The following is a 22614-nucleotide window of genomic DNA, read 5'->3' as shown; positions in this document are numbered from 1 at the left end:
CTGGCGAAGTCTTGGGCAAATGCTACCCAAGACATCGCAGCAGTGAGTTCCTCGCTTTCCTGCGGGAGGTGGAAAAACCCTTGCCTCAACGCACCAAAGAAGACCCTTACGAAGTTCATCTGGTCATGGATAACTACGTCACCCATAAGGCCGAAAAGGTGAATGCATGGTTGGCAAAACGACCGCATTGGCACGTTCACTTCACGCCCACTTACAGCTCATGGCTCAACCAAGTCGAACGCTTCTTCGCAATCATTACCGACAAACAAATACGAAGGGCTTCATTCAACAGCCTCAAATCGCTCAGAGAAACTATCGAAACATTTATCACCAAATACAACGAGCAACCAAAGCCATTTAAGTGGACAGTGGACGCAAATCTGATCCTCGGTAAGGTTCAGTATTTATGTAGCAAACTTCGCTGTCACCACACTAGAGAACGCGACATAAATACAGTTTTCGCTCCCAGTGTTGAAGAGACTACATGAAGCTAAGGGTCGGGCGATTTTCGTGAGGAAAAGCTTCCTCCAGGAGAGGGGCTTTCGGGCGCGCAGTGACTGACGGATGGCGGTAAATTTGCCCCGTGTTACTGATCACCTGAATCGCGCGGTCGTCCCAAATTTCAAGCACGTAGGGATCGAGCTCGTTGGTGATTTCCATGTCCTCCAGCTTCTGCTTTTTGAGCCACTTGCGAATTGGCGGCAGGTAATCCTCGTACTGCGCGCGGGCCGTGAAAATCTTCACTTTGATGCCTTCTGAACGCCAGCGGCGCACACGCTCCATCATATCAGGAATCGGTTTGCCCACGTGGCCAATGCCACGCCAGGACTGAAACTTTGCCAGCGTTCCGTCGAGATCCACGCCGATCCAAGGCGTCGGATCGGGCTCGGGCCTATCAACAGGCGCATCAGCAGATTCGGGGGTGGGTTGAATTTGACTCATTGCGAAAATACGAACTGTGACGCTATCAGATCAGAAAGGGCACGCAATGCCTATTGTGCGGTCGGAATTTCCGGCACGCGGTCCATGCTCGCGCTGCGCGCCGCACGCACCGACACTCCCACGCTGGAAAACAGCATCAGTAGCGCCGCCACGACCGGGTGCAAAATACCCGCCGCCGCCAGCCCCATCCCGAGGAAGTTATAAGCGCCAGCGAACAACAAATTTCCCTGCACCGCGCGGCGAACTTTGCGAGACAAAGTAAGCCCGCGCGCAATCGGCGTCAGCGAATCGCCCATCAAAACCGCTGGAGATGCGGCGCGGCTGAGGTCCGCCCCCTGCCCCATGGCAATCGAGGCATCGGCATGGCTCATCGCTGCGGCGTCGTTCAGGCCATCGCCGACAAACACCACGCGCTCACCGGCTTGTTGCCAAGCCTGCACGCGTTGAAGTTTTTCCGTCGGGATCAAGCCGAAGTCTACCGCCACGCCAACCAGTTCACGCTGCATGGGCTCCGGGTCGCCCGTTAAAATCGAGAGCTTCACACCTTGCTGTTTCAAAGCCTCCAGCGCGGGAGCCAAGTCGGGACGCAACTGTTCGCTCAAGTCAAAGGCCACGGCCCATTCGCCATTGAGGCTGACCAGCACTTCGCGCTTGCTCCGCATGGTGCGGGTGCGCGTCAACACGCCGCCAGCCAGGCTTTCTTCCACAAAGTCGCGCGCGCCAATGCGCAGCGTTGCCTCGTGGCCATTGAGCAGGCGCACCACGGCGTCCACGCCACGGCCCGGATGCTGTGTGATCTCCAGCGGCTCGATGTCGAGCGGTTCGGTTTCAATCTTGGCCAAAGCACGGGCCACCGGATGTGGGCTCAGGCTTTCCACCGCCCGCACTGCGGCCAGCAGTTCGTTACTTTGCGATGCAAAGCTTGGCGCGACTTCGATATCTTCCACCTGCAGCGACTCAAAGCTGAGTGTGCCAGTTTTATCAAAAACAATGCGGTCAGCCTGCGCCAGCTGATCGCCAAAATCGCCGGTGCGCACGGTTAGCCCAATGCGCGAAAATTGCAGCAGCTGACTCCATACTGCAATCGGCGTGGCGAGCCCCAACGCGCAGGGACAAGCGACCAGCAATACGGCCATCGAGTTGAACAACGCCACCGTCCACGGCCCGGCCAACCACCAGCCCACAAACGTTACGGCGGCAATCGCCATCACGCTCGGCACAAACCAGCGCATCAGTTTGTCGGCCTGCACTTGAAGCTCCGACGGCTTGAGCCGCGCTTGCTCCACGGCTTCCAGCACGGCGTCGATGCGGCGCTCGCCAATCAACGCGCGCGGCTCGATGACAAAGGTTCCGTCGACCGAATACGAACCGGCCCAAACTTGGTCGCCCGGTTGGCGACGCGTTGGCGTGAGCTCACCAGTCACGGCGGTGTCCGTCATGTCTCCTTCGCCGGAGCGGATCACGCCATCGACGGGCACCGGTTCGCCCGGCGCAACCGAGATCGCCGAGTCCGTTGCCAGCTCGGCCACCGGCACACGGCGACGTTGCCCGCAGCACGTTTCCAAGTAAGCAAAGTCAAAGGCGTCCCGCAACTCACGCACGGCGTCCATCGCCCGTTGACGCGAGCGGGCACCAAGCGTTTTGCCCACCGTGTAAATGGCCAGCACGATGGCCACGACCTCGTAGTAAACCGAGCCCTGTCCAGTGAGCGTCGACGTCAGCGAAGCGCCCAGTGCGCCCATGGCGCTGATCAGAAACAACGCCTCGACGGTGATGCGCCTTTCGCACAGCGCGAGCCAGGTGTTTTTAAAGAGAGGCGGTGCCAGCAACACCAGCACCACAAGCGCGGAAATCAGCAACCCGATGTGCAACACCCAGTAGATCGGCTGCTCGGGCGTGAGCGGCGTGTCGTTGGTGTTGAGGCCAAGGCCGAAGATCATCCCCTGCCCCGCCATCACGGCAGCGATGCCCACCTTGAGCCACGCCATGGTCCAGGCGCGCTCGTCCGCCGTCACGCCGGGATCGGCGTCCGTGTGGCAACAACTGTTGGGCAATTCATCAGTCATACAACCCGCAAAACAACCACGAAACGCCCGCCTTGGCAATCACGCGCTGCGCATTACTCTCCGTCTGACGGAGCCGCATTCGCCGGCTTGATCACTACGGGCAAGCCCGGCCCGGCGCCGAGGTATTCCTTGGCTAGTCCATTCATCTCCTCAAGCGTGATCGTGCCGTAGTCACTGTCGAGCGTGCGCGCCCAGTCAAACTGCTGCGGATAGACGGTCGAGCCAGCCAGCACACGGCTAAGCCAGTAGCTGTTTTTGCGGACGTACTCCTCGATGTATTTCTGCAGAGGCAGCACCGCGCGCTGCAGCTCGTCATCGGTAATGTTGCCCTGCCCGAGGTCCACACCGAGATCGCGGATAATTTCCACCACTTCTTCGACCTTGTTCGGGTCGGCAAAGTTCAAGCCGAACAGATAGCCATAGCCGTCGTAGATTTCACTGGATGTGTTGCGCGCATAGGGGCTGTAGCCCTCGCCAAGCTTTTCACGCACTTCGAGGCGCAGACGGTCGCGGAACAAGCTCGCGAGCACGTTCAGGCGACGCGTGCGCTTGATGTCCCAGAAGTCCGTGGTCGGCCAGTAGACCGCCGCCAGCGCGCGCGGAATATCCGAATCGAACGTGTAAAGCTGCTGCTCGGTGGTCGTCGGAAACGTCACGCCCGTGCGCTCGGCCTTGTAAAGATTTTGCTTAGCCTCACGCTTCGGCAACGCGCCAACGGTCTTTTGCACAAAGCCCAGCGCAGTCTCGAAATCCACGTCGCCGACCATGCTCACTTCGAGGTAAGACTTCGTCAAAGCGGGCGTCAGCCAAGCCCGGAGCTTGTCCATACTTTGCGCTGCAAAGTCACTTTCCGTCGGAAAGCCAAAGCGAAAATTTCCACCGGTCAAAAACTTGTCGACCTGATTGCTCCACACGCCTTCGACGGTGCGGTGAATCTCGATCGCCATCTCGTCATAGGCCTTGCGTGCTTGGCGGGCCGCTTCTTCGCGGTAGCCTGGCGCAGTGAGGTAAGCAGCGAGCAGTTCCATTTCGCGCTCGAGGTCCTTCGGCGTCGTAGCGCCGGACAGCGAGAAGTTTTCTTCGCCCACCGAAAACGCACCGCCCACGGATTGCCCCGCCAACACGCGCTCCATTTCGTCGACGGATAAGGCTTCCAAGCCGCCGGAGGCAAAGGCTAGTTTGGCAAATGTTGCGATGCCCTTTTGCTCGGGATTCATCTCCAGCTCACCACCGCCAAAGCGTGCAACCACACCAACGGAGTTTGCTTCGAAATCGGTCTGCTTGAAGTTGAAGCGCACGTTGTTTTCAAAGACTACCTGCCAGATACCGAGGTCTTCGATGAACTCCTTGCTCACGATATTGCCGGGCTCACCAAAGTCCGTGTAAGGCCACGTCAACGCTTCGCCGACTTCGGGTGCCTCGACCGGCGTTGCGGCGCTCGCAGCAAAGGCTTTCTTGAGCTGGGCCTCGCCGTCTTCGAGCTGCAAATTACCACTCACAAAGAGGAAGCGGCCGCCGTCCTGCCAAACATCCTGCAGGGCCACCTGGGCCGAGTCGGGTGTCAACTGAGCCATGGCGGCTTTGGCGATTTCCAAGTCCGTTTCCGGCGATGTAAATACCTGATCGCGCGACATGCTGCGTACAATGCCCGCCGATAGATCACGTGACTTGCGGGTCGGCGCGGACTTCACCGCCTGCTCGTAATCGTTGATGATTTTGGCCTTCACTTCGGCGACTTCGGCTTCGGTAAAGCCATGCTTGAGCGCACGGCGCAGCTCCTGCTCCATGACGCCCACGGCGTCAGCCCATTGCTCGGGCTTGCAGGTCATGTCGACGCCACCGATTTCAAAAAAGTCGAGGTAGTCCCAGAAAAAAGCACTGCCGGTGGTAAACGGCGCGTTCTCCTTCTTGGCCAGGATTTCCAGGCGACGCGTAATGATGCGATTCGCGGCGCTGGTGATCAAATCACGCATACGGACTTCGCGACTGTCGGCCTGCCCGTGAAACGGGCGCAGCGTCATCAGAGAAACTTCGGTGGACGGCGCTTCGGGCTCCGAATGCAGCAAAACGGCGAGCTCGGGACTGGTCAGCTTACCCATATCAATCTCGGGCAGCGGCGCTTCAGGGTTTTTCAAGTCACCGAACATCGTCTGAATCGACTCGACGGTCTTGGCGACATCCACATCGCCCACAACGACCACGGCCATGTTATCCGCACGATACCAGGTTTCGTAGAAGGAAACAAACTCCTCGCGTGGGGCATTCTTAATGACCTCTTCCAAACCGATCGGGAAACGCTGCGGCATGCGCGCCTCGGGGAACAGGAACTCCCAGTAAGCCACAAACGTGCGGTAGCCCACGGAATCTCGGTCACGCTTTTCGGCGAGAATGACGCCGCGCTCATGCTCGATCTCCTGATCGCGCAGCAGCAGGCTGCCGGCGTAGTCCCGCAGTACTTGCATCCCTTCCTGAAATAGCTCGGGCGTGTTTTCGGGCAGCTCTAGCTTGTAAACTGTTTCGTCAAAACCGGTGTGCGCATTGGTGTCTGCGCCAAAGCTCATGCCGAGGCGTTGCAGGTATTCGATCAGCTCGCCGGGGGGATAATGCTCCGAGCCATTGAAGGCCATGTGCTCTAAAAAGTGCGCCACGCCGCGCTGGGACTCCGTTTCCTGCAGCGCACCAGCCTTGACGAGCAAGCGCAGGCTCACGCGGCCCGGAGGCTCGTTATTGGGCATGATCGCGTATTCCAAGCCGTTATCCAGCACACCGAAAGTGATCGCGGCGTCCGCGGGCAAATCCGAGGTCGGCTCCTTGGCGACCAAAGCCGCACTGAGGGCAAAAAGCTTAAAGAACAGGAGAAGAGTGGGTTTCCTTAGGGACTGCATAGGTAGATGTTTATTCACGCATAGTCAGGCCTCGTAAGCCAAGGCCTAAAACTTTGTGTTTCATTTGACGCTCAAGATGTTATCAAGTTCCCCTTTTGGCAAATTTCATTCCGCAATGATTCTCCTATACCGATTGCTTTTTCCATTCGTTTTCCTGATTGCGCTGCCCTACTACGGCCTGCGCATGTGGAAGCGTGGCGGCTACGGAAAAGACTTCGGGCATCGCTTTGGCGGAATTGACCAGCTCCCCGCGCCCAAGCCCGGCGTGAAGCGCATCTGGATTCAAGCCGTCAGCGTCGGCGAAATCCGCGCAATGCAGCCGATCATCGAGGGCCTGAACCAGCAGCCAAACGTCGAGATCGTGCTGACCACCACCACGAGCACCGGCTACGTCCTCGCCCGCGAACACTACCGCGACCAGTGCTTGCTCACGGGCATTTTCCCGCTCGATTGGTTCCCCTTTTCCTCCCGCAGTTGGCGCCGTATCGCGCCAGATATGGTCATTCTGATGGAGGCCGACCTCTGGCCTGAGCACCTGCACCAGGCCAAGAAGCGCAACGTGCCGGTCGTGCTGATCAACGCCCGCATGTCCGATCGCTCCTACCGCCGCTACCAGAAGCTCAGCAGCCCCGCACAATGGCTGCTCTCGCACCTCGACGCCGTTTACGCGGGCTCCAGTCAGGACGCCGATCGCTTTGCGCAGCTCGGCGTGTCAGCCGACCGCATCGAGACCACGGGCAACGTGAAATTCGACGTCGCGGTAAAGCCGATTCTCGACGACGCGCAGCGCAAGTCCCTCCGCACGGAACTCGGCTTCCCCGAGGACGCGCTCGTGCTGCTGGGCTCGTCCACCTGGCCGGGTGAGGAAATCACGCTCGCGCAAACCCTCGCCGAAGCACGCCAAAGCAACCCCAACACGCATTTGCTGATCATCCCGCGCCACGCCGAACGCCGTAAAGAAATCCGCCGCGACCTGGAGCAATTCGACTTCCGCTTTGCCTTCCGCACCGAAGAGAAAGTCGACGGCTTGCTCGATATCTACATCGGCGACACCACCGGTGAGCTAGCGATGCTAAGCCAAGTGGCCGACGTAGCCTTCATCGGCAAAAGCCTGCCGCCGCACACCGAAGGTCAGACGCCCATCGAAGCCGCCGCGCTGGGCATACCGATCGTTTATGGGCCGGGCATGGCGAACTTCCGCCGCGTTTGCCAGTCCCTCGAAGCCGACTCCGCCGCCCAACGCGCTGCGGATGCCAGCGACGCGAAGGCCAAGCTGCTGAAATTGCTCAACGAGCCCGAGCAGCGTCAAGCCATGCATGCGGCAGCCCAAAGCTGGCATACCAAAAATCGCGGCGCCGCCGAGCGCGTCGTGGCGGCGCTAAAGGCCCGCTTGGCTGGACTAAGCCTAAGCTAAGCCAAACTCCCCGATGCAACGGGACGTTGCCCTAGCCGAGGAGGTAGTCCGGATTGAGCTTGTGCAGTGACTTCGGAATGAAGATGCCGTCTTCGCGGATTACCTTGTTGTCAAAGTAGATTTCGCCGCCGCCCCAGTCCGGGCGCTGGATGTTGACGAGGTCCCAGTGCACCTGAGAGCGATTGCCGTTGTCGGCGTCTTCGTAGGCCTGGCCGGGCGTAAAGTGGAACGAGCCAGCGATTTTCTCGTCGAAGAGGATGTCGCGCATCGGGTTGAGCACGTGCGGGTTGAAACCGATGGCGAACTCGCCGATGTAGCGGGCACCGGCGTCACTGTCGAGAATGGCGTTAAGTTTGTCCTCGTTGCCGCTGGCCTTGGCCTCGACGATGCGGCCCTTCTCAAACTTGAAGTAAACGTTGTCGAACGACACGCCCTGGTAAACCGTCGGCGCGTTGTAGGTGATCTCGCCTTCGACGGAATCCTTGACCGGTGCCGTAAACACCTCGCCATCCGGGATGTTGTATTGGCCACCGCAGGTGACTGCGGGGATGTCTTTGATCGAGAAACGCAGGTCCGTGGACGGGCCCTTCAGGTGGACCTTATCCGTGCGATCCATGAGGCGCTTGAGCGCGTTCATGCCGGGAATCATGCGCTTGTAATCCAGCGTGCAGACGCGGAAGAAGAAGTCCTCAAACGCCTCGGTCGGCATGAGCGCCTGCTGGGCCATGGAGGGCGTCGGCCAGCGCAGCACGACCCACTTCGTCTCGTTGACGCGGTAGTTGAGCACTGGGCGCATGGCCTTCATATAGGCCTGCATTTGCTCGGGTGGCACGTCTGAGCTTTCGAAAATATTGTTGCTGCCGCGGATGGCGATGTAGGCGTCCATCTGCTTCATGCGGTGCATTTCAAAGTCTGCCACGGCCTCGAATTCCGCATTCGTTCCGTCGGTGATCAGCTCGCGCATGACGCGGGCGTCGCGCAGGGCGACAAAGGGCTGTGCTTTACGGGCGCGGGCCATGCGGCACAGCGCGAGAACGAAATTTTCGGGAATGTCGTAGGCGTCGATCAATACCTTCTCACCAGCCTTAAGCTTGGTGGAAAAGGACGTGAGCACTTTGGCTAAATCGATGTATCGCGGATCCATGCTGCCAGCGAACTAGAAACCGCCAGCGGGGAAAAGGAAAATCGTCACCCGTCTTGCGATTAACGCCTGGCCATCGTCGCCGTGCCGGAGTCAAACGCCGCCGTCGCAATGGCGGTTTGCGCCGTCAAACCGGGGTCACTGACTAGGTAATAGACGCCCTTGCTCTCGACGGTCACGTAGGCCAGCGTCTTGCCGGAGTAGCGGACGAAGACCACTTCGCGGCCTTGCAGCTTCAGCATGCCAAGCAACTCCACGGAGCCCATGTCCGCAAAGAGCTGCTTCGTATTTTCCATGACGCCCGGCTGGCTAAGTTGGGCAAGCTTGGTCTTTTGCAGAGCCGGATGCCAGTAGCTGACGATCTCGTCGATGCCTTCAGTCTTCAGGCTGCGGTGGTAATTGATCGCTGCCCGAAAAGCGGTGTCGTTCGCGTCGGTAGGATCGGCGTCGATGGACTTATCCGTGCCCGGAGGAAACAGAAATCCCTGCGCCTGAAGGACGGCCTCCCCGCCCTGCATATAAGGCTTCAGCTGAGACTCATTAAGCCCCGTGGCGCTGGCGGGTGCCTTGAGTGTGCATTCAAAGAGCGGAACGTCAGCCATCGCCAACGAGCACGCAAAGAAGAGAACTGCCGTCAACCAACGCATCATTTAACCGCGGCGGATTTCCGAGCCCGAGAAGCGAACGTGAACGCGGACCACGCGCTTGGTGCGCGTTTCGATTTTGAAGGTCTTGGGGTCGACTTTATGCGGAATTTCTTCCAGCTGGATGTCGACCGTGGCGTAGTAGCCGCGCTCGGAGAAAATATCGAGCAGCATGGCCGTGGCCAACGGATGGTTAAACACCTCGTGCTCGCTGTTGACGATCGCGTAACCTGGAATCGAGTGACGCTCGATGATCGGCATGAACTTATCGCCGACGAGCTTCACGATTTCGCAGAACACCTCGCCCTCCTGCTGCTGGTAGCTATCGAGACGCTTAACCAGTTCCTGGCGCGCGTGCATAATGATCTGGCTGGCCAGCGGTAGGTGTGAAAGCGTGTCGAAGGTCTCCTGCTCCAGCTCCAGCGTGCTCTGGTATTGAAGCTCCTTAATCACGCGCTCACGGACCTTGTCGATGGAACCGTAGGCGTTGACGTAGTGGTAGTGGAAAACTTCACGCAGTGACTTCAGCGCGTCGTAGGTCACATCCTTAAACGTGCGGTAACGTCGGCGGGCAGCGTCCTCATTAAGGTCCGTTTTACGGATTTCCTTGAGCTCGCCCATACCGGAGGCCTCGACTTCGCGGTTGTGCTCGGCGGCTTTTACACCACGCAATAACTGGCGCTTGATGCTCTCGTCCTCATCGATGAAGAGCACGATGATGTGAAACTGAGGCTTGGGAAAACGGCTGCTGATCAGCGTATCGCGATACTCCGAGCGCATTTCGTTGAGACGATGGTAGAGCAGCTTGAGGCACTCCACCTGCACCTTCGAGCGGGGGTAACCATCGACCACCACCCCACTCTGGAAACGTTGGTCCAGCAGGGCTTGGAAGACGAGCAAGGTCACTTCCTTGTCGCCCACGAGCATCCCGGCGTCGATGCGCTTTTTGGCCTCGGGGCTCTTCAGGAGTTCGCTGACCACGATCGGCGCTTCCGTAAAGTCGCGGAACTCCATCAGCGTGCGCGTGTGGGTGCCCTTACCAGCGCCGGGGGCACCATTGAGCCAGTGAATTTCCTTGGGGAAAATCAAATTTTCGCGGCCGTATTCCTGCTCAAGTTCATTCCAGACAGAATTAAAAATGAGCTGGGCGTCTTTAATCTCGAGGTCCTGGGGGCGCTGGGCCTCGGCATTATTTTTCGGTGAAGCGGCCCGGCTCGAAGCCGGTTTCTCGTCCTTGGCGGTGTCAGCAGAAGCCATATCGTGTTCGGGGGATCTATTGAAAACGGGGTTGTAACATAAGATTTGTTTCATGCCAGCCTAAATCGGCAGAATGCGCCACTTTGGCCAACATCGCTCCATAGCCCTGCCCTACCACCTCTTTCAATTCCGCTGCGGATTCCGCTTTTCATTCGGTCAAGATGCTTCATGGTGGTCGGGGTACCTGCATGGACCTGACCTTTAAAGAACGCTGGAAGCACCGCATGGAGCGCCTAGAGGAATTCATGATCGACGTCGCTTTCGACCGTCGACATGGCCGGGTGGAGACTCTGGTCGCGGGCTTGCTTCGCGGGCTGTCCATGATTTTCAGCGGCATCGCACAAACGCGATTCTTCCTTTACCGCAAACGCGTGCTGCGGGACCAGCCCCTCGGCTGCCTCGTGGTCGTCGTCGGCAACCTGACCGTCGGCGGCACCGGCAAGACACCCGTCGTGGAGAAATTTGCCCGCTCGCTCAACGAGCGCGGTCGCAAGGTCGCCATCCTCAGCCGCGGCTACGGCAGCAAGAAAGAGCCCGGTTACAAGCGCTTCATGCGCTGGATTACCCACCGCCAGGCACCGCCGCCCAAGATCGTCAGCGACGGCAAAACCGTCATGCTCGACTCCCATGTGGCCGGCGACGAGCCCTACATGCTCGCCCGCAATTGCCCGGGCGTCGTCGTGCTCGTGGACAAAAACCGCGTGAAGGCCGGCGAGTATGCCATCCGCCATTTCGGCGCGGACACCCTGCTCCTCGACGACGGTTTCCAATACCTGCCGCTGCGTGGGATGATCAACCTGCTCCTCGTCGATAAGAACAACCCGTTTGGCAACCAAAACCTGCTGCCCCGCGGCATCCTCCGCGAGCCGGTGAAGCACCTCCAGCGCGCGAGCTACATCTTCCTGACCAAGAGCGACGGCGTGCCCGACCCCGAGCTCGAAGACCTGATTCACCAGCACAAGCCGGACGCCGAGCTCATTGAGTGCACCCACCAGCCGAAGTACATTCAGACCGTTTTTGGCGACGAACAAAACCCGCTTGAATGGCTACGCGGCAAACGCGTGGCGGCCTTCAGCGGCATTGCCACGCCCGAGAGTTTTGAGGCCTTCTTGACCCGGCTCGGCGCGACGATTGTCTTTAACCGACGCTTCCTCGACCACCATAGATTCACCGCGTGGGAGATCGAGCAGTACTTCGACGAAGCCAACGAAGCGCAGGTGGACCTCGTCATCACGACCGAAAAGGACGCCGTCCGCGTGAAAGAAGACTGGGTGCCCGCGCAAGCGCCATTCTACTTCCTGCGACTGGAGGTGGAAATTCTCCGTGGCGTGAAGGACTTTGATGAAGCCGTGTCCCGCATTTGCTTCCCGAAGCGCACGGTCCACACCGGCACGCGCTCGCCGTTCGCGCAAGGCAAGAAGACTGGGTAGCGAAAAGGCAGCAGAATCGCGCTGATAAAAAGAGACTTTCGCTTTAGCCAACACTCTGATAACTCCTAGAAGCCAATGGCTGCTGCTTCCAAACCATTCTTTCGCACCGAGTTAAGTCTCATCGTCGGGCTGATCACGGCCGTGCTTTTCCTGATTTTTGGCAAGGCTTGGCTGGAGGATTTATCCAGCATCCCCAAAGTGCTGGGCTTGTTCGTGTGGTTATTTGCCGTGATGCTTTGGTCGAGCTTTGGCGTGGTGCGGCATGCCGACTGCCTCGCGATCAAACTCGGGGAGCCCTACGGCACGCTGATCCTGACGCTTTCCGTGATCACGATCGAGGTGATCATGGTGTCAGCGGTCATGCTCACCGGCTCCGAAAACCCGACACTCGGCCGCGACATGATGTTCGCTGTGGTGATGATCGTACTCAATGGCCTCGTCGGCTTGTCGCTGTTCATCGGTGGCATCAAGCACCACCAGCAGGAGTTTAATCTCCAAGGTGCCAACGCTTTCTTGACCGTACTGATCCCGCTCGCGGTCCTTGGACTCCTCCTGCCGAACTTCACTCAGGCCACCGAAGCCGGAACGTTTTCTTTCGCGCAAAGCATCTTCATCATCGTCGCGACGGTGGCGCTCTATGGGGCGTTTCTGGCGATTCAGACGATGCGCCACCAGCCGTTCTTCATGTCCCCGGCTTCCCTTCGCGGCGACGAAGACGACGACCACCACCACGACTTTGTGATCCGCAGCGTGCCTTACCACATCGTGCTACTGATCCTTTCCATGCTGCCCATCGTGCTGCTCTCGAAGAAAATCGCGGTCATCATCGACTACGGCATCGCCGAGGCTGGCGCGCCCGCCGAGCTGGGCGGTTTCCTCGTGGCAATTCTCGTGCTCGCGCCCGAAGGCATGGCGGCGCTGCAAGCCGCTGCGCAGGACAGACTGCAACGATCAATGAATATCTGCCTCGGCTCAGCGCTGGCAACCATCGGGCTGACCGTGCCCGCGGTTTTGATCATCGGCATGGTTACCGATAAAACCGTTGTCCTCGGCCTTTCGCCCGTAGGCGAAATCGTGCTCATCCTGACGCTCGCAGTTTCGGCGATCAACTTCTCCAACGCCAAGACCAATATGGTACAGGGCCTGGTACACATCATCCTGTTTGCGACCTACTGCCTGTTGATCTTTGATTGATCTCAAAACGGCTGCTAATGTTTAGCCGGAAACTAGTGTTTGGGCTTTCGCGTGCAGTCAGCTGCCAGTAAGGTGTCCGTCATGACAGTAGAGGAACGCTTTGCCAAACACCTGGATCAAACGCCCAGCATTCACTCGGACGCCTATGTATCACCGCATGCGACTGTGATCGGCGACGTCACACTGAAGGCCAAGAGCAGCGTGTGGCCCGGTGCGGTGCTGCGTGGGGACATCAACTCCATCGTCATCGGCGAAGGCTCCAACGTGCAGGACGGCAGTATCGTCCACCTGGCGGACGACTACGGCGTTGAAGTCGGCGACTACGTGACCATCGGCCACCTGGCGATGATTCACGCTTGTTCAATTGGCGATGAGTGCTTGATCGGCATGAGCAGCACGATACTCGACGGCGCGGAAATTGGACCCAACTGCGTGGTCGGCGCGAAGGCGCTCGTCACCAAGGGCTTCAAAGCGCCAGAAGGCTCGGTGATAATGGGCGTTCCCGGCAAAATCGTTAAAGTCATGAAGCCGGACGAGATGGCGAAACTCCGCGCATGGGCGGAGAAATACGTGAAGGTCAGCGCCGCCTTCAAACAGCGTGGTCTCTAACTCGGCCTACACTTTGCCTTCTTTGCGCCAGCGGTAGAGCGTAGTCGGGTGGATGCCGAGCTGGGAAGCCGTCCATGAGAGGTCTCCCCCGCTCTCTTCCATCAGACGGCGGGCGTATTCAAATTTCTCGCGTTTGTTGAGCGCACGTCGTGGAAACGGGCTGTGCGACGAGCCATGAAACGGATCGGCGGTGCTCCGGCGCTCATGGCTTACGCTAACCATAGTGCTGGGCTTGGGGGCAGTGTCCTCCGGCGGCTTGGGCTCGTTCCACCAGGTGCTACGCATCACGGGACCATCATAGTAGATAGCCATGCGCTCAATAGTCTGCCGCAATTCGCGCACATTACCTGGCCAACTGTAGCCCTGCATGCGGAAGGTCAACTCCGGCTCCATCGACTCAAAATTCTTCCCCAGGCGCACGGCTGCTTTTTCTAGAAAAAGTAGCGATAAATCCGGAATATCTTCAGGGCGATCGCGCAGTGGCGTTGAATTGAGCACGACTTCGGAGAGACGGTAAAATAAATCCAGGCGGAATTCTCCCTTCTGCGACTCAGCCTGGAGGTCACGATTCGTCGCCGAAACCACGCGAACTTCTGACACGTATTCCTTCGTGCTGCCCACACGACGGGCGCGACGAGTTTCCAAAAAGCGCAAAAGCTTGGGCTGCAAACTCAGCCCCAACTCGCCAATTTCATCCAAAAACAAGGTGCCGCCAGCAGCTTCTTCCACCAAGCCAGGTTTGTTTCGTGAGGCACCAGTAAAGGCACCCTTTTCTGCGCCAAAAAGCTCGCTTTCCATCAGCTCGGCTGGAATCGCTGCGCAGTTGACCGTGACAAACGGCGCACGGCCTGATGCCTCGTGAATGGACTCTGCAACGAGCTCCTTGCCCGTGCCTGATTCCCCCATGATCAGCACCGTCGCATCCGTTGGGCCGATGCGTTGAATCTGGTCGCGCAATGTTTGCATAGCCTTCGAACGGCCAACCATTTTGCGGTCGTCCACTTCGCCCTGCGCGCCGTAAAGCTGCCACCAAAGATCTTGCGCCTGTGCGGCGGAGTCAATGGCCTGCTTCCAGCGTTCACGGGACTCCAGGAGATCGACTACGTCATGCGCGCCGTCGCGCACGGCGTCAACGATTTGCCGGGTGTTCAAGCCCTCGCCATATACGAGGTAAAAACGGCTCGCACGCGCGAGCTTAACGCGGTTTTCCGGCCAGTCTTCGGTGGTAAACTCACTCGATGAGACGATATGGACAACATCCAATGAAGTGTTATCCAGAGCACGAATGCGGTCAAAGCGCTCAATCTGAAGGTGGTAGCCCAAAGCTTGCAGGTGTTGAAGCAAGCTGACGGGAATTTCTTCGGATGATAAAACAGATAGACGCATGGAACGCTGCGAGGTGCCAGTTCATCACAAGCGATTGCCAGCCTGCCAAGAACTGGCCCAGACAAAGGCCAAATTACTTGGGCGGAGGCGGAGGCTTCTTAGGTTGGCGCGGCTTTGCCCGCTTCCCAGCCTCAGTAGCGGCATCCCCCTTGCCTCCAGGCGGCGCCGCGATGGGGGGCTTGGAAACCGGCTTGGGAGCAGACTTCGGTTTGGCGGGCTTCGCGTTTTTACTCGGCTTAAGCACAAAGAGGTAAAAGGCAACTGCGCCGCCAAAGAAGGCGACAATGCCCAGGCCAATCATAATCAGGACAACCGGCGAAGAGCCTTCCTCCTCTGCGCCTGCTTCGGCCGCAGGAGCGTCAGTCGCAGCAACCTCACCACCCGAGGCAGCAGGCTTCTGAGACGCTGGCGCCACAGCAACGGCATCCCACGTGGAACCAATCCTAATTTCGTCCATCAACACGCTACCAGCGTCACCACCGTAAAGCGAAATCGTGCAATTGGTCGCCAAGAATCCCGTCCAATCACTCACCTGCACATCCCAACTAATTTTGGAGTCTGACGACGGAACTTGATCTCCGGGTGCGAACACCTCCATCTGGACTACATCTGCACGGTTGGCGTGCGTGATAATTTTGCCCACGACGAAATAGGTGGTGTCTTCCTTAAACTCTTTGGTGCTGTATTCGCGGGTTGGCTGCGGGCTGGCGGCGCAGGCGAAGAAGCGTGGCTTGCCGGAAACCGAAGAATCATCCACACCAAATTGCAGACGGTGGCTGCTGCCGTTGGTGAAGGCAAAGGAGAGCTGGCGCACGGGCGTGGTGCTCTTCTTGGCGTGAATGATAAAGCTCACGTAAATGGGCTTGTTATCGAGCGCGGTGTCGAACTGGAAGTTTGGATCGATGGTCGCATAGGCGTCTAACCATTCGCGCGCCCAGCTCAGCGCGTTACCTTTTGTCCTGAAGGGGAAAGCCGATCCCTGCGTGGGGATGCTCCCATCGACGATTTGGATATTGTAGGCGTAGGGTGAGCGCGAGGGATGGGTGTCAAACTCCGAAAAGTATTTTAACGGTTTTCCGTCCGGACTCTTGTTGGTCACGGGCCACAGAGCAGGTGACTGCTTCATGACCGGATATTCAAATCCTTCATAAGCCATCAACTGGGCATTAACAACCGAAGGAGAACACAGCGCGAGCAACGCCAAATAAACGAACAATGAGGTTCGGCTTAGCATCGATATTTCAGGTGGATTACAGATTAAGGAGTTTACGAGTTGTTTAAATAACTGGAACAAGAACAATAAGGGAATTGTATAGATGCAAACCTGTTCTGACTAAGTTTTGCATCAGATATTTAAATATTATGGTATTTAATAAAATCATCCAATGATTGGATACAGTAATCCAAGCCCTGCCTGCCCCAAATCATACAGAAATCCTGACACCCACGGGAACCCCCACTTGCAATTTCATCTCAAGCAGAATATACGCAAATCTTCGGAATGACACCATCTTCAATTAGCCGGCTCCTACAGCTCGTTTGCGCATTGGCCATTATACTGACTCCAGCAATGGCCAGGGAGCCCATCTGGACTCACGAAGAATTCCCACTCAAGCATCAAGTCGACCAACAAGACAACCTCCCAGTCCGCATATTGCCGGATGACGTCGCCCCCCCTCCGATTTCCTCCGCTGCTCTCGAAAAGATGAGTCGCTACTGGCTAGAACTCATCAGCGATTACCAACTACCCGGCGCTGCGATCGGCATAGTTCAAAGTGATGGCCTCGCTTACCAATTGTGCGTGGGCAAGCGAAACGTGCGTGAAGAAGCAGCCATCGATGCCGATACCCTCTTTAATCTCGGCGAAGCCACGCTAGCCTTCACCACCTTGTTGGCGTCCACCCAGGATCGTCCCGACAACGCCATTTTTGATCGCCGTGCAGCTTCCATCAGCCCGCTCTTCCGCATGACCGAGCCACAGGCCCAACAAAAGTGCCGAGTGAGAGACTTGATCGCGATGGATGCCGGTGTGCCCTCCTACACTGACAAGATTCTGGACCCGCGGTGGTCCCAGCCAGAAGACGTATTCGCCCTGCTCGGCCAAGCGCCCGTCATGTCCCAACCCGGCGAGCATTACCGCAAAAGTAAGATCTGCGCCACAGTCGGTGGGTATCTGGTAGCCATGACCGTCGGCAATCAACGGCGCAACCTTTACAGCAACTTTATCGACGTTACCCAAAAGATGCTGCTGACTCCACTCGGCATGAACCGCAGCACTTTTTCTCCACGTCAGGCCAAAGAACTCGGCAACGTCGCCACCGGGCACCAATCCGCAGACTTCAGTTATAACCCGGCCTACATCGAGGAACTGGAGCGAAACCCACTCGCACCGCTCAACGGCATGAAGACTTCGCTCAATGATGCCTCGCACTGGCTGCAAACGGAGCTCAATCAGGGCATCACTCCAACTGGTCAACGCTTAGCCATGCCGGTCAGCGTCCGTGAGCGCTGGCAGCCAGCCGCCGTCCAAAACTCCGCTCACCGCGGCTTGGGCTGGACGCGCCAATACCATGAGGAAACGGAAATTATCCTGGCTCAAAGCCAGTATGGGCTACAATCCGCCAGTATCGGCATCTACCCAGCCTACCGCACAGGCTTCATCGTCTTCACCAATGCAGGTGATGAAGACGCGCAACGACTGCTACAGGCTGTCGCCCTTGGCATGGCGGAAGTCCTCAAGGAATCGAGGCAATCAGTCGTCACTCCCTCACTGGCACGTGAGGCTGGCTCTCCTCAGGAAAGCCGATCCAATTAGCCAAACCACTGTTAAGTAAGCACTTAACATCCACAGCATGACACAGATGCCAAGCAGATTTTGATCAAGCTTGGCGTTTGCTATCCTTGCAAAGTCTGTTATAAAAGAATGTCTACTTACTAAATTTCCTACGCGACTAGGATCTACGGAACTGCAAAAAGGGTCTGTAGATTCGATCATGCTAGCCTAAATGAACATCCTTTTTCTCGAAGACGAAGTCGAGTTAAGCGCAATCGGTGTAGAGCAATTGCGCAATTTGGGGCATTCCGTGTATCCCGCTCTAGACTTGGCTGAAGCTCGTCAGATCGTGGAGGAGAACTGGCAATCGATCCACCTAATCATGGCGGACCACCGTCTACCTGATGGACGCGGCATTGATTTTCTGATGGAGGTTAAGCAGCTATACCCGCGCATCAAGCTGGCGGTAGTTTCTGGCTGCCTGACACCGGTCGATGAGGAAACACTCCGCAGTGCCCAAATACCGTATTTTACTAAACCCCTGCTCTACCGTCAGGTGATCAAGAAGCTGCGCGAGCACTACATGATCTCCACCAAACCGCCATTTAAGAAGTCGAACACTCCACCGTTGGTCCCACCTTCCCCTCCGCCAGCTGGCAAACGACGACCTCCCCCCTCGCTGACAACCAAGCCGGAGCCTCCGCAAAAGCCTTTCCGCTCGCCTCAAGAAACTCGCCCCGTTTACCAAGAGCCAGAACCGCCACCACCCACACCCCCGCCCAAGGGCAATACGGCCAGTGGCTTACTTGCCGCAGCTGGACTCGACGGCACCCCGACGCCCCCTAAACGCAAGGGCCTGACTTCCGTCATCTTCAAAAAGCTGACGCGCAAGGATGATTGATTTCGGCTTTCCGAAAGAAACCTCAAGCTGCCTTGCTAGACACGAAAAATCACTACGGCCTGATCAGCCAAGTTAGATGAAAAGTGCTCTAATTAACCGCCAAAGAAGCCGTCAATAAATTGGTTGTAGGTGCCGAGGTTTGGGTCGTTGTCAACGAGTTGAGTATTTGGATCGCGAATTGGGCGATAGCCAGAGGTGGAGAAAGGCTGATTCGGAAGCGTTTCATTGGCTAGGGACTCGTCGTAGTGGAACGGGCCAGGCTTACCGTTGAATGTTGCATTGTAGGCAAGCAGTGCGCCAAAGGTGCCGCCTTTGCCACCGCCACCGTTGGAGACAAATTTTGCTTCAGGTGCGTAGACCACGCCGACAAAATCGACGTTGCCGTTAAGCGTAACAGTTTGGCGGTCGGCGTCCGTCATCGTCTCTTCGTCGAACTCTTGGGTCGCGTAGAGTGTGAGGTTCTTCGGGCGGCCTAGATTGTTGATCGAGGCCGTGCCACTGACCGTAAAGTCACCAGCAAAGTAGATTGTCACCTTGCCGTTTGCCGTGACAACCGGATTACCACTGATGGTGATGTCTCCATCAGCCACAATGACAGTTGGTCCATCAAATGTCACGTCCCCCAAGTCGAGGTCCTCAGAAATATGATAATACTCAGGGGCGCTCGTAGTGCCCCCAATGCTGATGCCCGTGAACGCATTGGCAGCTTCAGCACCAGCCTTCTTTGCTTGGCCAAGGCCCTTGTTATTATCTTTAGCAGCAAAGGCGGCAACAGTAACCGTAAGCCCCAGTCCCAATAGTAAAGTTGTCGTGATGCGCCCGGGATATGCTTTGTCGTGCTTACTCATGTCGAAAGGATGTATGGTTTTGCTAAAAACTACTGCGCCATATCGTTATATCACTAGTATCTGGAACTGTAATTACAGGGAATTCAGCATTAAATCCATCCTGAATTCCACCAGTTATTTGAATCGCTTTGCTAGCATCGATATTCACAGCATCTTCGACGCCACTTCGAACCTGCCCCCGAATATCCGTCTGCGGCCCGAAAACAACTTTGATATCTTCTGATTCTGAGACCGTTGCTGCTGTCGCATTTTCACGTTCCATGTTCGTCGCTGGAACGCCGTATGTACCAACGGAAGAATCGTAACTGTCCATAAGCGAATTATAATTCAGCTCATTTTTCACCACGATTCCACGAAAGGGCGGGCTCAGTTCAGCAATGAAAGAAATGACCTTTTCCGCGCTGTGGCTGGTCCGGGTATCGGTGACGACCGCCTTGCTGTAAACTGCGTATTGATGGCTACTGGCATTTTCATCTGGCTTACTCACCACCACACGAATAACCGCCTGCTGCTCCCCCGCGTAGATATCATCGGTGCTCTGCTCAGCGTCTTCGGGCAAACGAATTTCGCGCACCCAATATTCGTCACCGTAGTAATCGTCGCCAACCTTCCATCCGTCCTGATACCAACCGGTTTCATCAAAGCGATTGTTGTTAAGCGACCACATAACTTCATCGGCCCCAGCCTCGGCTGCCGCATAGGCGACGTTGTAGAGGCGATTTTGAACGCTAGACTCGTAGTCATTGACAACCATAGGCATCAGTGAACTAAGTACGATGAAGACAAACATCGAAAAAAGAAAAGCCGCAATCAAGGCAGAGCCTCGCTTTCGATAGAAAGCAGTCAGTCGGGCAATGATCTGTTCTTTGGGCTCCATATTAATTTCGTGAGGCAACACGGGTACTTAGCGTTTTCGCGTAGTCGTGGCCTCCGGCTGTCCGCGTAGAAGTCAGTGTAAGATTAAAAGTCGACGATGCTCCTGCGCGCTCGACATTAAATTCGGTCACGCCTTCGAGCAGGCGGGTATTTTGATTAGCCAGTAATTCACCACTTGAAGAAAATTCTGCGTAAACTCTGCGCAAAGTCTGATCTTCGCCCACGGAGTAAATAACCTCAGTGCTACTCGGGGTTTCGCCATTCGCATTTTCGATACATGGTAGGTAAATCGTCACCGTGGGATGAGCGCCATCCTCATTCGCACGCTCATCGGGCTCTATAATATCGATTGAGCTCAATCCGCGAAAATCATCGGTTATCCAGTTTAGTGCATAACGAAACTCGCGGTCGAGATCCGCTTGTGTGGCCAGACTGTAGTGGACACGGCTAAATCGGATCATTGCGGAAAAACCGATTGCAAAAACCACCAGCGCAATACTGGCACCAATCAAGACCTCGACCAAGGTAAGACCTTGGCGAGGTGAGTGATTGCGAACTGGGGCTTGTTTAAGCACTGATTCCGTATTGAGTGATGAAAGTAACCATGCGCGCCTGTTGTGTTTTACCGCGCGCATCCGTCCAGTTGACTTCCAGGATAACTTGCAATTGGTCCTCGCGGCTTTCGCGCTCCGAGACATAAATCACGGTCGAAAGGCGATTGTCCGCCAGTGGGGTTACAAATGACGCACCATCTTCCAGCGCCAACGCATCATCCCAATCCATGCCACGAACCCGCTCCATTTCAGTGAGCAGCATTTCATTAGCAGAAACATTGAGGCGGCTATTTTCCGAGGCCAGCATAGCCGGACGCAGGGCCGCAAAAGCAGAGCCCATGACCATTGCGACCAAAGACATTGCAACCATGACTTCTACCAGCGTCATGCCGGCATAGGGCCATCCAGCTCTATTGTTTTTATTCATTTGCCAGTTACCTCATCGGGCCAACTGGTGCGACATTAATAACTTTCTTAATCAAGAGCAAGAAGCCATTGATATAGAAATAGTAAAATAATAGGACGGATCAGAAATTTGCATAAGACAATCATCTGAAAACACTGAGATAGTGTCTTCGCCCTATAATCATTTGTCAATCCTAGGATTTATGCTGGATGGAATTACTGACTAGAATTTAGCGAAAAAGGATTCATAAGTCCCATAATCCGCATTTCCGTCAAAATCATCGTTCGCTTTCACGATTTTGTAGTCCTCCATGTACATGGCATCCTCAGACAGACTCATGTCCTGCAAAGCCTCATCATAGTTTAGGCCATTGAACAAGTGATTGGTTGAACCTTGTCCATTGTTTGTGATGGTATTGGCAATGACAGCCCCAAACATGCCCGAGGTTCCCTTGATTCCAAAATCAGCATCAGGCGCATAAATGACTGCGGACAAGCCAGCGTTGCCACCCAGAGAGATACTTTGCCCCTCACCGCCGGTTCCATAAATCATGAAGTTAGCCGGAGCACTCAGCGTATTCACGTCGGCATTCCCCTGGAGCGAGACGGCCCCTTTCGCATACATTTGCAGCGAAGAATTGGGCGCAATCTGAATATCACGGTTTTTAAAATCGAAACTGCCATCCGCAACAATTACTGCGTGGCCTTCGATTCTGACCGCATTGGACAAAGAAAAGTCACCCGAAAAGTGTATCAACGTCGGATTATCCGCTGTGCCTGGCGCATAAATTGTCGTAACCGCATTGGCTCCATTTCCCGTTTTCGTCGAGTAGAGCTTGCCCGTGACTGCATCACCAGTCGAATCACCCGCATTTCCGCTTCCAGCGCTACCTCCCGTATCGGTTCCGTCACCAGCTCCCGTATCTGTGCCGGTGTCGGTTCCTGTATCCGTGCTGGTGTCGGTTCCTGTATCCGTGCTGGTGTCTGTGCCAGTGTCGCCTCCCGCGTCTGTGCCAGTGTCAGCTCCCGTATCTGTATCTGTATCTGTATCTGTGCCGGTGCCAGTGTCGGCTCCCGTATCTGTGCCGGTATCAGTTCCGGAATCGCTGTTGCCGTTGCCATTACCGTTGCCATTACCGTTGCCATTACCGTTTCCGTTGCCGTTGCCGTTATTCTTGTCCTTCTTGGCTTCGACGTAAGGGATTGATGCAACCAGGAAAAAAGCGATAAAAGCTATCGCAAGGCGGTGGTAGAATCTGGAAGTTTTCATACGCAAGCGAGTTGGGAGG

20 protein-coding genes are annotated in these 22614 nt (G+C 56.4%); 7 read left to right on the top strand and 13 right to left on the bottom strand.

Annotated features, from left to right (window positions below):
* Positions 1-488: transposase (locus RBB62_RS17475; RefSeq protein WP_309400446.1), on the top strand; the 488-nt coding region annotated here is incomplete at its 5' end.
* On the opposite strand, the gene RBB62_RS17470 is transcribed toward RBB62_RS17475, so the two are convergent.
* Genes RBB62_RS17470 through RBB62_RS17460 form a run of 3 tightly spaced genes read right to left on the bottom strand, consistent with a single transcriptional unit; the run spans position 481 to position 5893 of the window.
* Positions 481-942 (bottom strand): hypothetical protein, encoded by a 462-nt coding sequence (locus tag RBB62_RS17470; RefSeq protein WP_309400445.1) that lies wholly within the window; start codon positions 940-942, stop codon positions 481-483. The genes RBB62_RS17475 and RBB62_RS17470 overlap by 8 nt on opposite strands.
* A 50-nt stretch (positions 943-992) precedes the next feature.
* Positions 993-3008, bottom strand: a complete 2016-nt coding sequence (locus RBB62_RS17465; protein WP_309400443.1) for a heavy metal translocating P-type ATPase — start codon at positions 3006-3008, stop codon at positions 993-995.
* 53 nt (positions 3009-3061) lie between these two features.
* Entirely contained in the window at positions 3062-5893 is a 2832-nt protein-coding gene (locus RBB62_RS17460; protein WP_309400442.1) for a M16 family metallopeptidase, read from the bottom strand.
* Positions 5894-6008: 115 nt separating this feature from the next.
* Between RBB62_RS17460 and RBB62_RS17455 the strand changes: the two genes are divergently transcribed.
* Positions 6009-7307, top strand: coding sequence for a 3-deoxy-D-manno-octulosonic acid transferase (locus tag RBB62_RS17455; RefSeq protein WP_309400441.1), 1299 nt, complete (start codon positions 6009-6011; stop codon positions 7305-7307).
* A 31-nt stretch (positions 7308-7338) separates the two neighbouring features.
* On the opposite strand, the gene RBB62_RS17450 is transcribed toward RBB62_RS17455, so the two are convergent.
* The 3 genes from RBB62_RS17450 to RBB62_RS17440 are packed head-to-tail and all read right to left on the bottom strand — an operon-like array spanning position 7339 to position 10349.
* Positions 7339-8451 carry an aminopeptidase gene (locus RBB62_RS17450; protein WP_309400440.1) on the bottom strand — a complete coding sequence of 371 codons (1113 nt, stop codon included), beginning with the start codon at positions 8449-8451 and terminating at the stop codon, positions 7339-7341.
* Between the two features lie 59 nt (positions 8452-8510).
* Positions 8511-9050: a hypothetical protein gene (locus RBB62_RS17445; RefSeq protein ID WP_309400437.1), complete on the bottom strand. Its 540-nt coding sequence runs from the start codon at positions 9048-9050 to the stop codon at positions 8511-8513.
* 48 nt (positions 9051-9098) lie between these two features.
* Entirely contained in the window at positions 9099-10349 is a 1251-nt protein-coding gene (locus RBB62_RS17440) for a nucleoside monophosphate kinase (RefSeq protein ID WP_309400436.1), read from the bottom strand.
* A gap of 188 nt (positions 10350-10537) precedes the next feature.
* Here RBB62_RS17440 and lpxK point away from each other — a divergent pair, with 188 nt between their 5' ends.
* The 3 genes from lpxK to RBB62_RS17425 all read left to right on the top strand — a co-directional run bounded on the left by lpxK (position 10538) and on the right by RBB62_RS17425 (position 13582).
* On the top strand, positions 10538-11779 hold the full coding sequence (gene lpxK / locus RBB62_RS17435) for a tetraacyldisaccharide 4'-kinase (protein ID WP_309400433.1): 1242 nt from the start codon (positions 10538-10540) through the stop codon (positions 11777-11779).
* A gap of 75 nt (positions 11780-11854) precedes the next feature.
* Entirely contained in the window at positions 11855-12973 is a 1119-nt protein-coding gene (locus RBB62_RS17430; RefSeq protein ID WP_309400431.1) for a calcium:cation antiporter, read from the top strand.
* Positions 12974-13054: 81 nt separating this feature from the next.
* Positions 13055-13582, top strand: a complete 528-nt coding sequence (locus RBB62_RS17425) for a gamma carbonic anhydrase family protein (protein WP_309400429.1) — start codon at positions 13055-13057, stop codon at positions 13580-13582.
* A gap of 6 nt (positions 13583-13588) precedes the next feature.
* On the opposite strand, the gene RBB62_RS17420 is transcribed toward RBB62_RS17425, so the two are convergent.
* Both RBB62_RS17420 and RBB62_RS17415 read right to left on the bottom strand, forming a co-directional pair.
* A complete protein-coding gene (locus RBB62_RS17420) occupies positions 13589-14968 on the bottom strand; it encodes a sigma 54-interacting transcriptional regulator (protein ID WP_309400426.1) in 1380 nt (459 codons plus the stop codon).
* 73 nt (positions 14969-15041) lie between these two features.
* A complete protein-coding gene (locus tag RBB62_RS17415; RefSeq protein ID WP_309400423.1) occupies positions 15042-16124 on the bottom strand; it encodes a hypothetical protein in 1083 nt (360 codons plus the stop codon).
* Between the two features lie 414 nt (positions 16125-16538).
* Here RBB62_RS17415 and RBB62_RS17410 point away from each other — a divergent pair, with 414 nt between their 5' ends.
* Positions 16539-17783, top strand: coding sequence for a serine hydrolase domain-containing protein (locus tag RBB62_RS17410; protein ID WP_309400420.1), 1245 nt, complete (start codon positions 16539-16541; stop codon positions 17781-17783).
* Between the two features lie 190 nt (positions 17784-17973).
* Positions 17974-18642 (top strand): DNA-binding transcriptional response regulator, encoded by a 669-nt coding sequence (locus RBB62_RS17405; protein ID WP_309400419.1) that lies wholly within the window; start codon positions 17974-17976, stop codon positions 18640-18642.
* Positions 18643-18734: 92 nt separating this feature from the next.
* Here the strand turns inward: RBB62_RS17405 and RBB62_RS17400 are convergent, their stop codons facing one another.
* The 5 genes from RBB62_RS17400 to RBB62_RS17380 all read right to left on the bottom strand — a co-directional run bounded on the left by RBB62_RS17400 (position 18735) and on the right by RBB62_RS17380 (position 22595).
* Positions 18735-19490: a DUF7305 domain-containing protein gene (locus tag RBB62_RS17400; RefSeq protein ID WP_309400418.1), complete on the bottom strand. Its 756-nt coding sequence runs from the start codon at positions 19488-19490 to the stop codon at positions 18735-18737.
* Between the two features lie 22 nt (positions 19491-19512).
* Positions 19513-20367, bottom strand: a complete 855-nt coding sequence (locus tag RBB62_RS17395) for a hypothetical protein (RefSeq protein ID WP_309400416.1) — start codon at positions 20365-20367, stop codon at positions 19513-19515.
* 1 nt (position 20368) lies between these two features.
* Positions 20369-20827 carry a hypothetical protein gene (locus RBB62_RS17390; RefSeq protein ID WP_309400415.1) on the bottom strand — a complete coding sequence of 153 codons (459 nt, stop codon included), beginning with the start codon at positions 20825-20827 and terminating at the stop codon, positions 20369-20371.
* Positions 20828-20933: 106 nt separating this feature from the next.
* A complete protein-coding gene (locus tag RBB62_RS17385) occupies positions 20934-21347 on the bottom strand; it encodes a PulJ/GspJ family protein (protein WP_309400412.1) in 414 nt (137 codons plus the stop codon).
* Positions 21348-21548: 201 nt separating this feature from the next.
* Positions 21549-22595 (bottom strand): DUF7305 domain-containing protein, encoded by a 1047-nt coding sequence (locus RBB62_RS17380; RefSeq protein ID WP_309400410.1) that lies wholly within the window; start codon positions 22593-22595, stop codon positions 21549-21551.
* Positions 22596-22614 lie beyond the last annotated feature (19 nt).

Origin of the sequence: Cerasicoccus maritimus (assembly GCA_031296935.1) — a bacterium.
Taxonomy (GTDB): Bacteria; Verrucomicrobiota; Verrucomicrobiia; order Opitutales; family Cerasicoccaceae; genus Cerasicoccus; species Cerasicoccus maritimus.
Note: the sequence above shows the minus strand (reverse complement) of the source record. Positions and strands in the feature narration are given on the sequence as shown.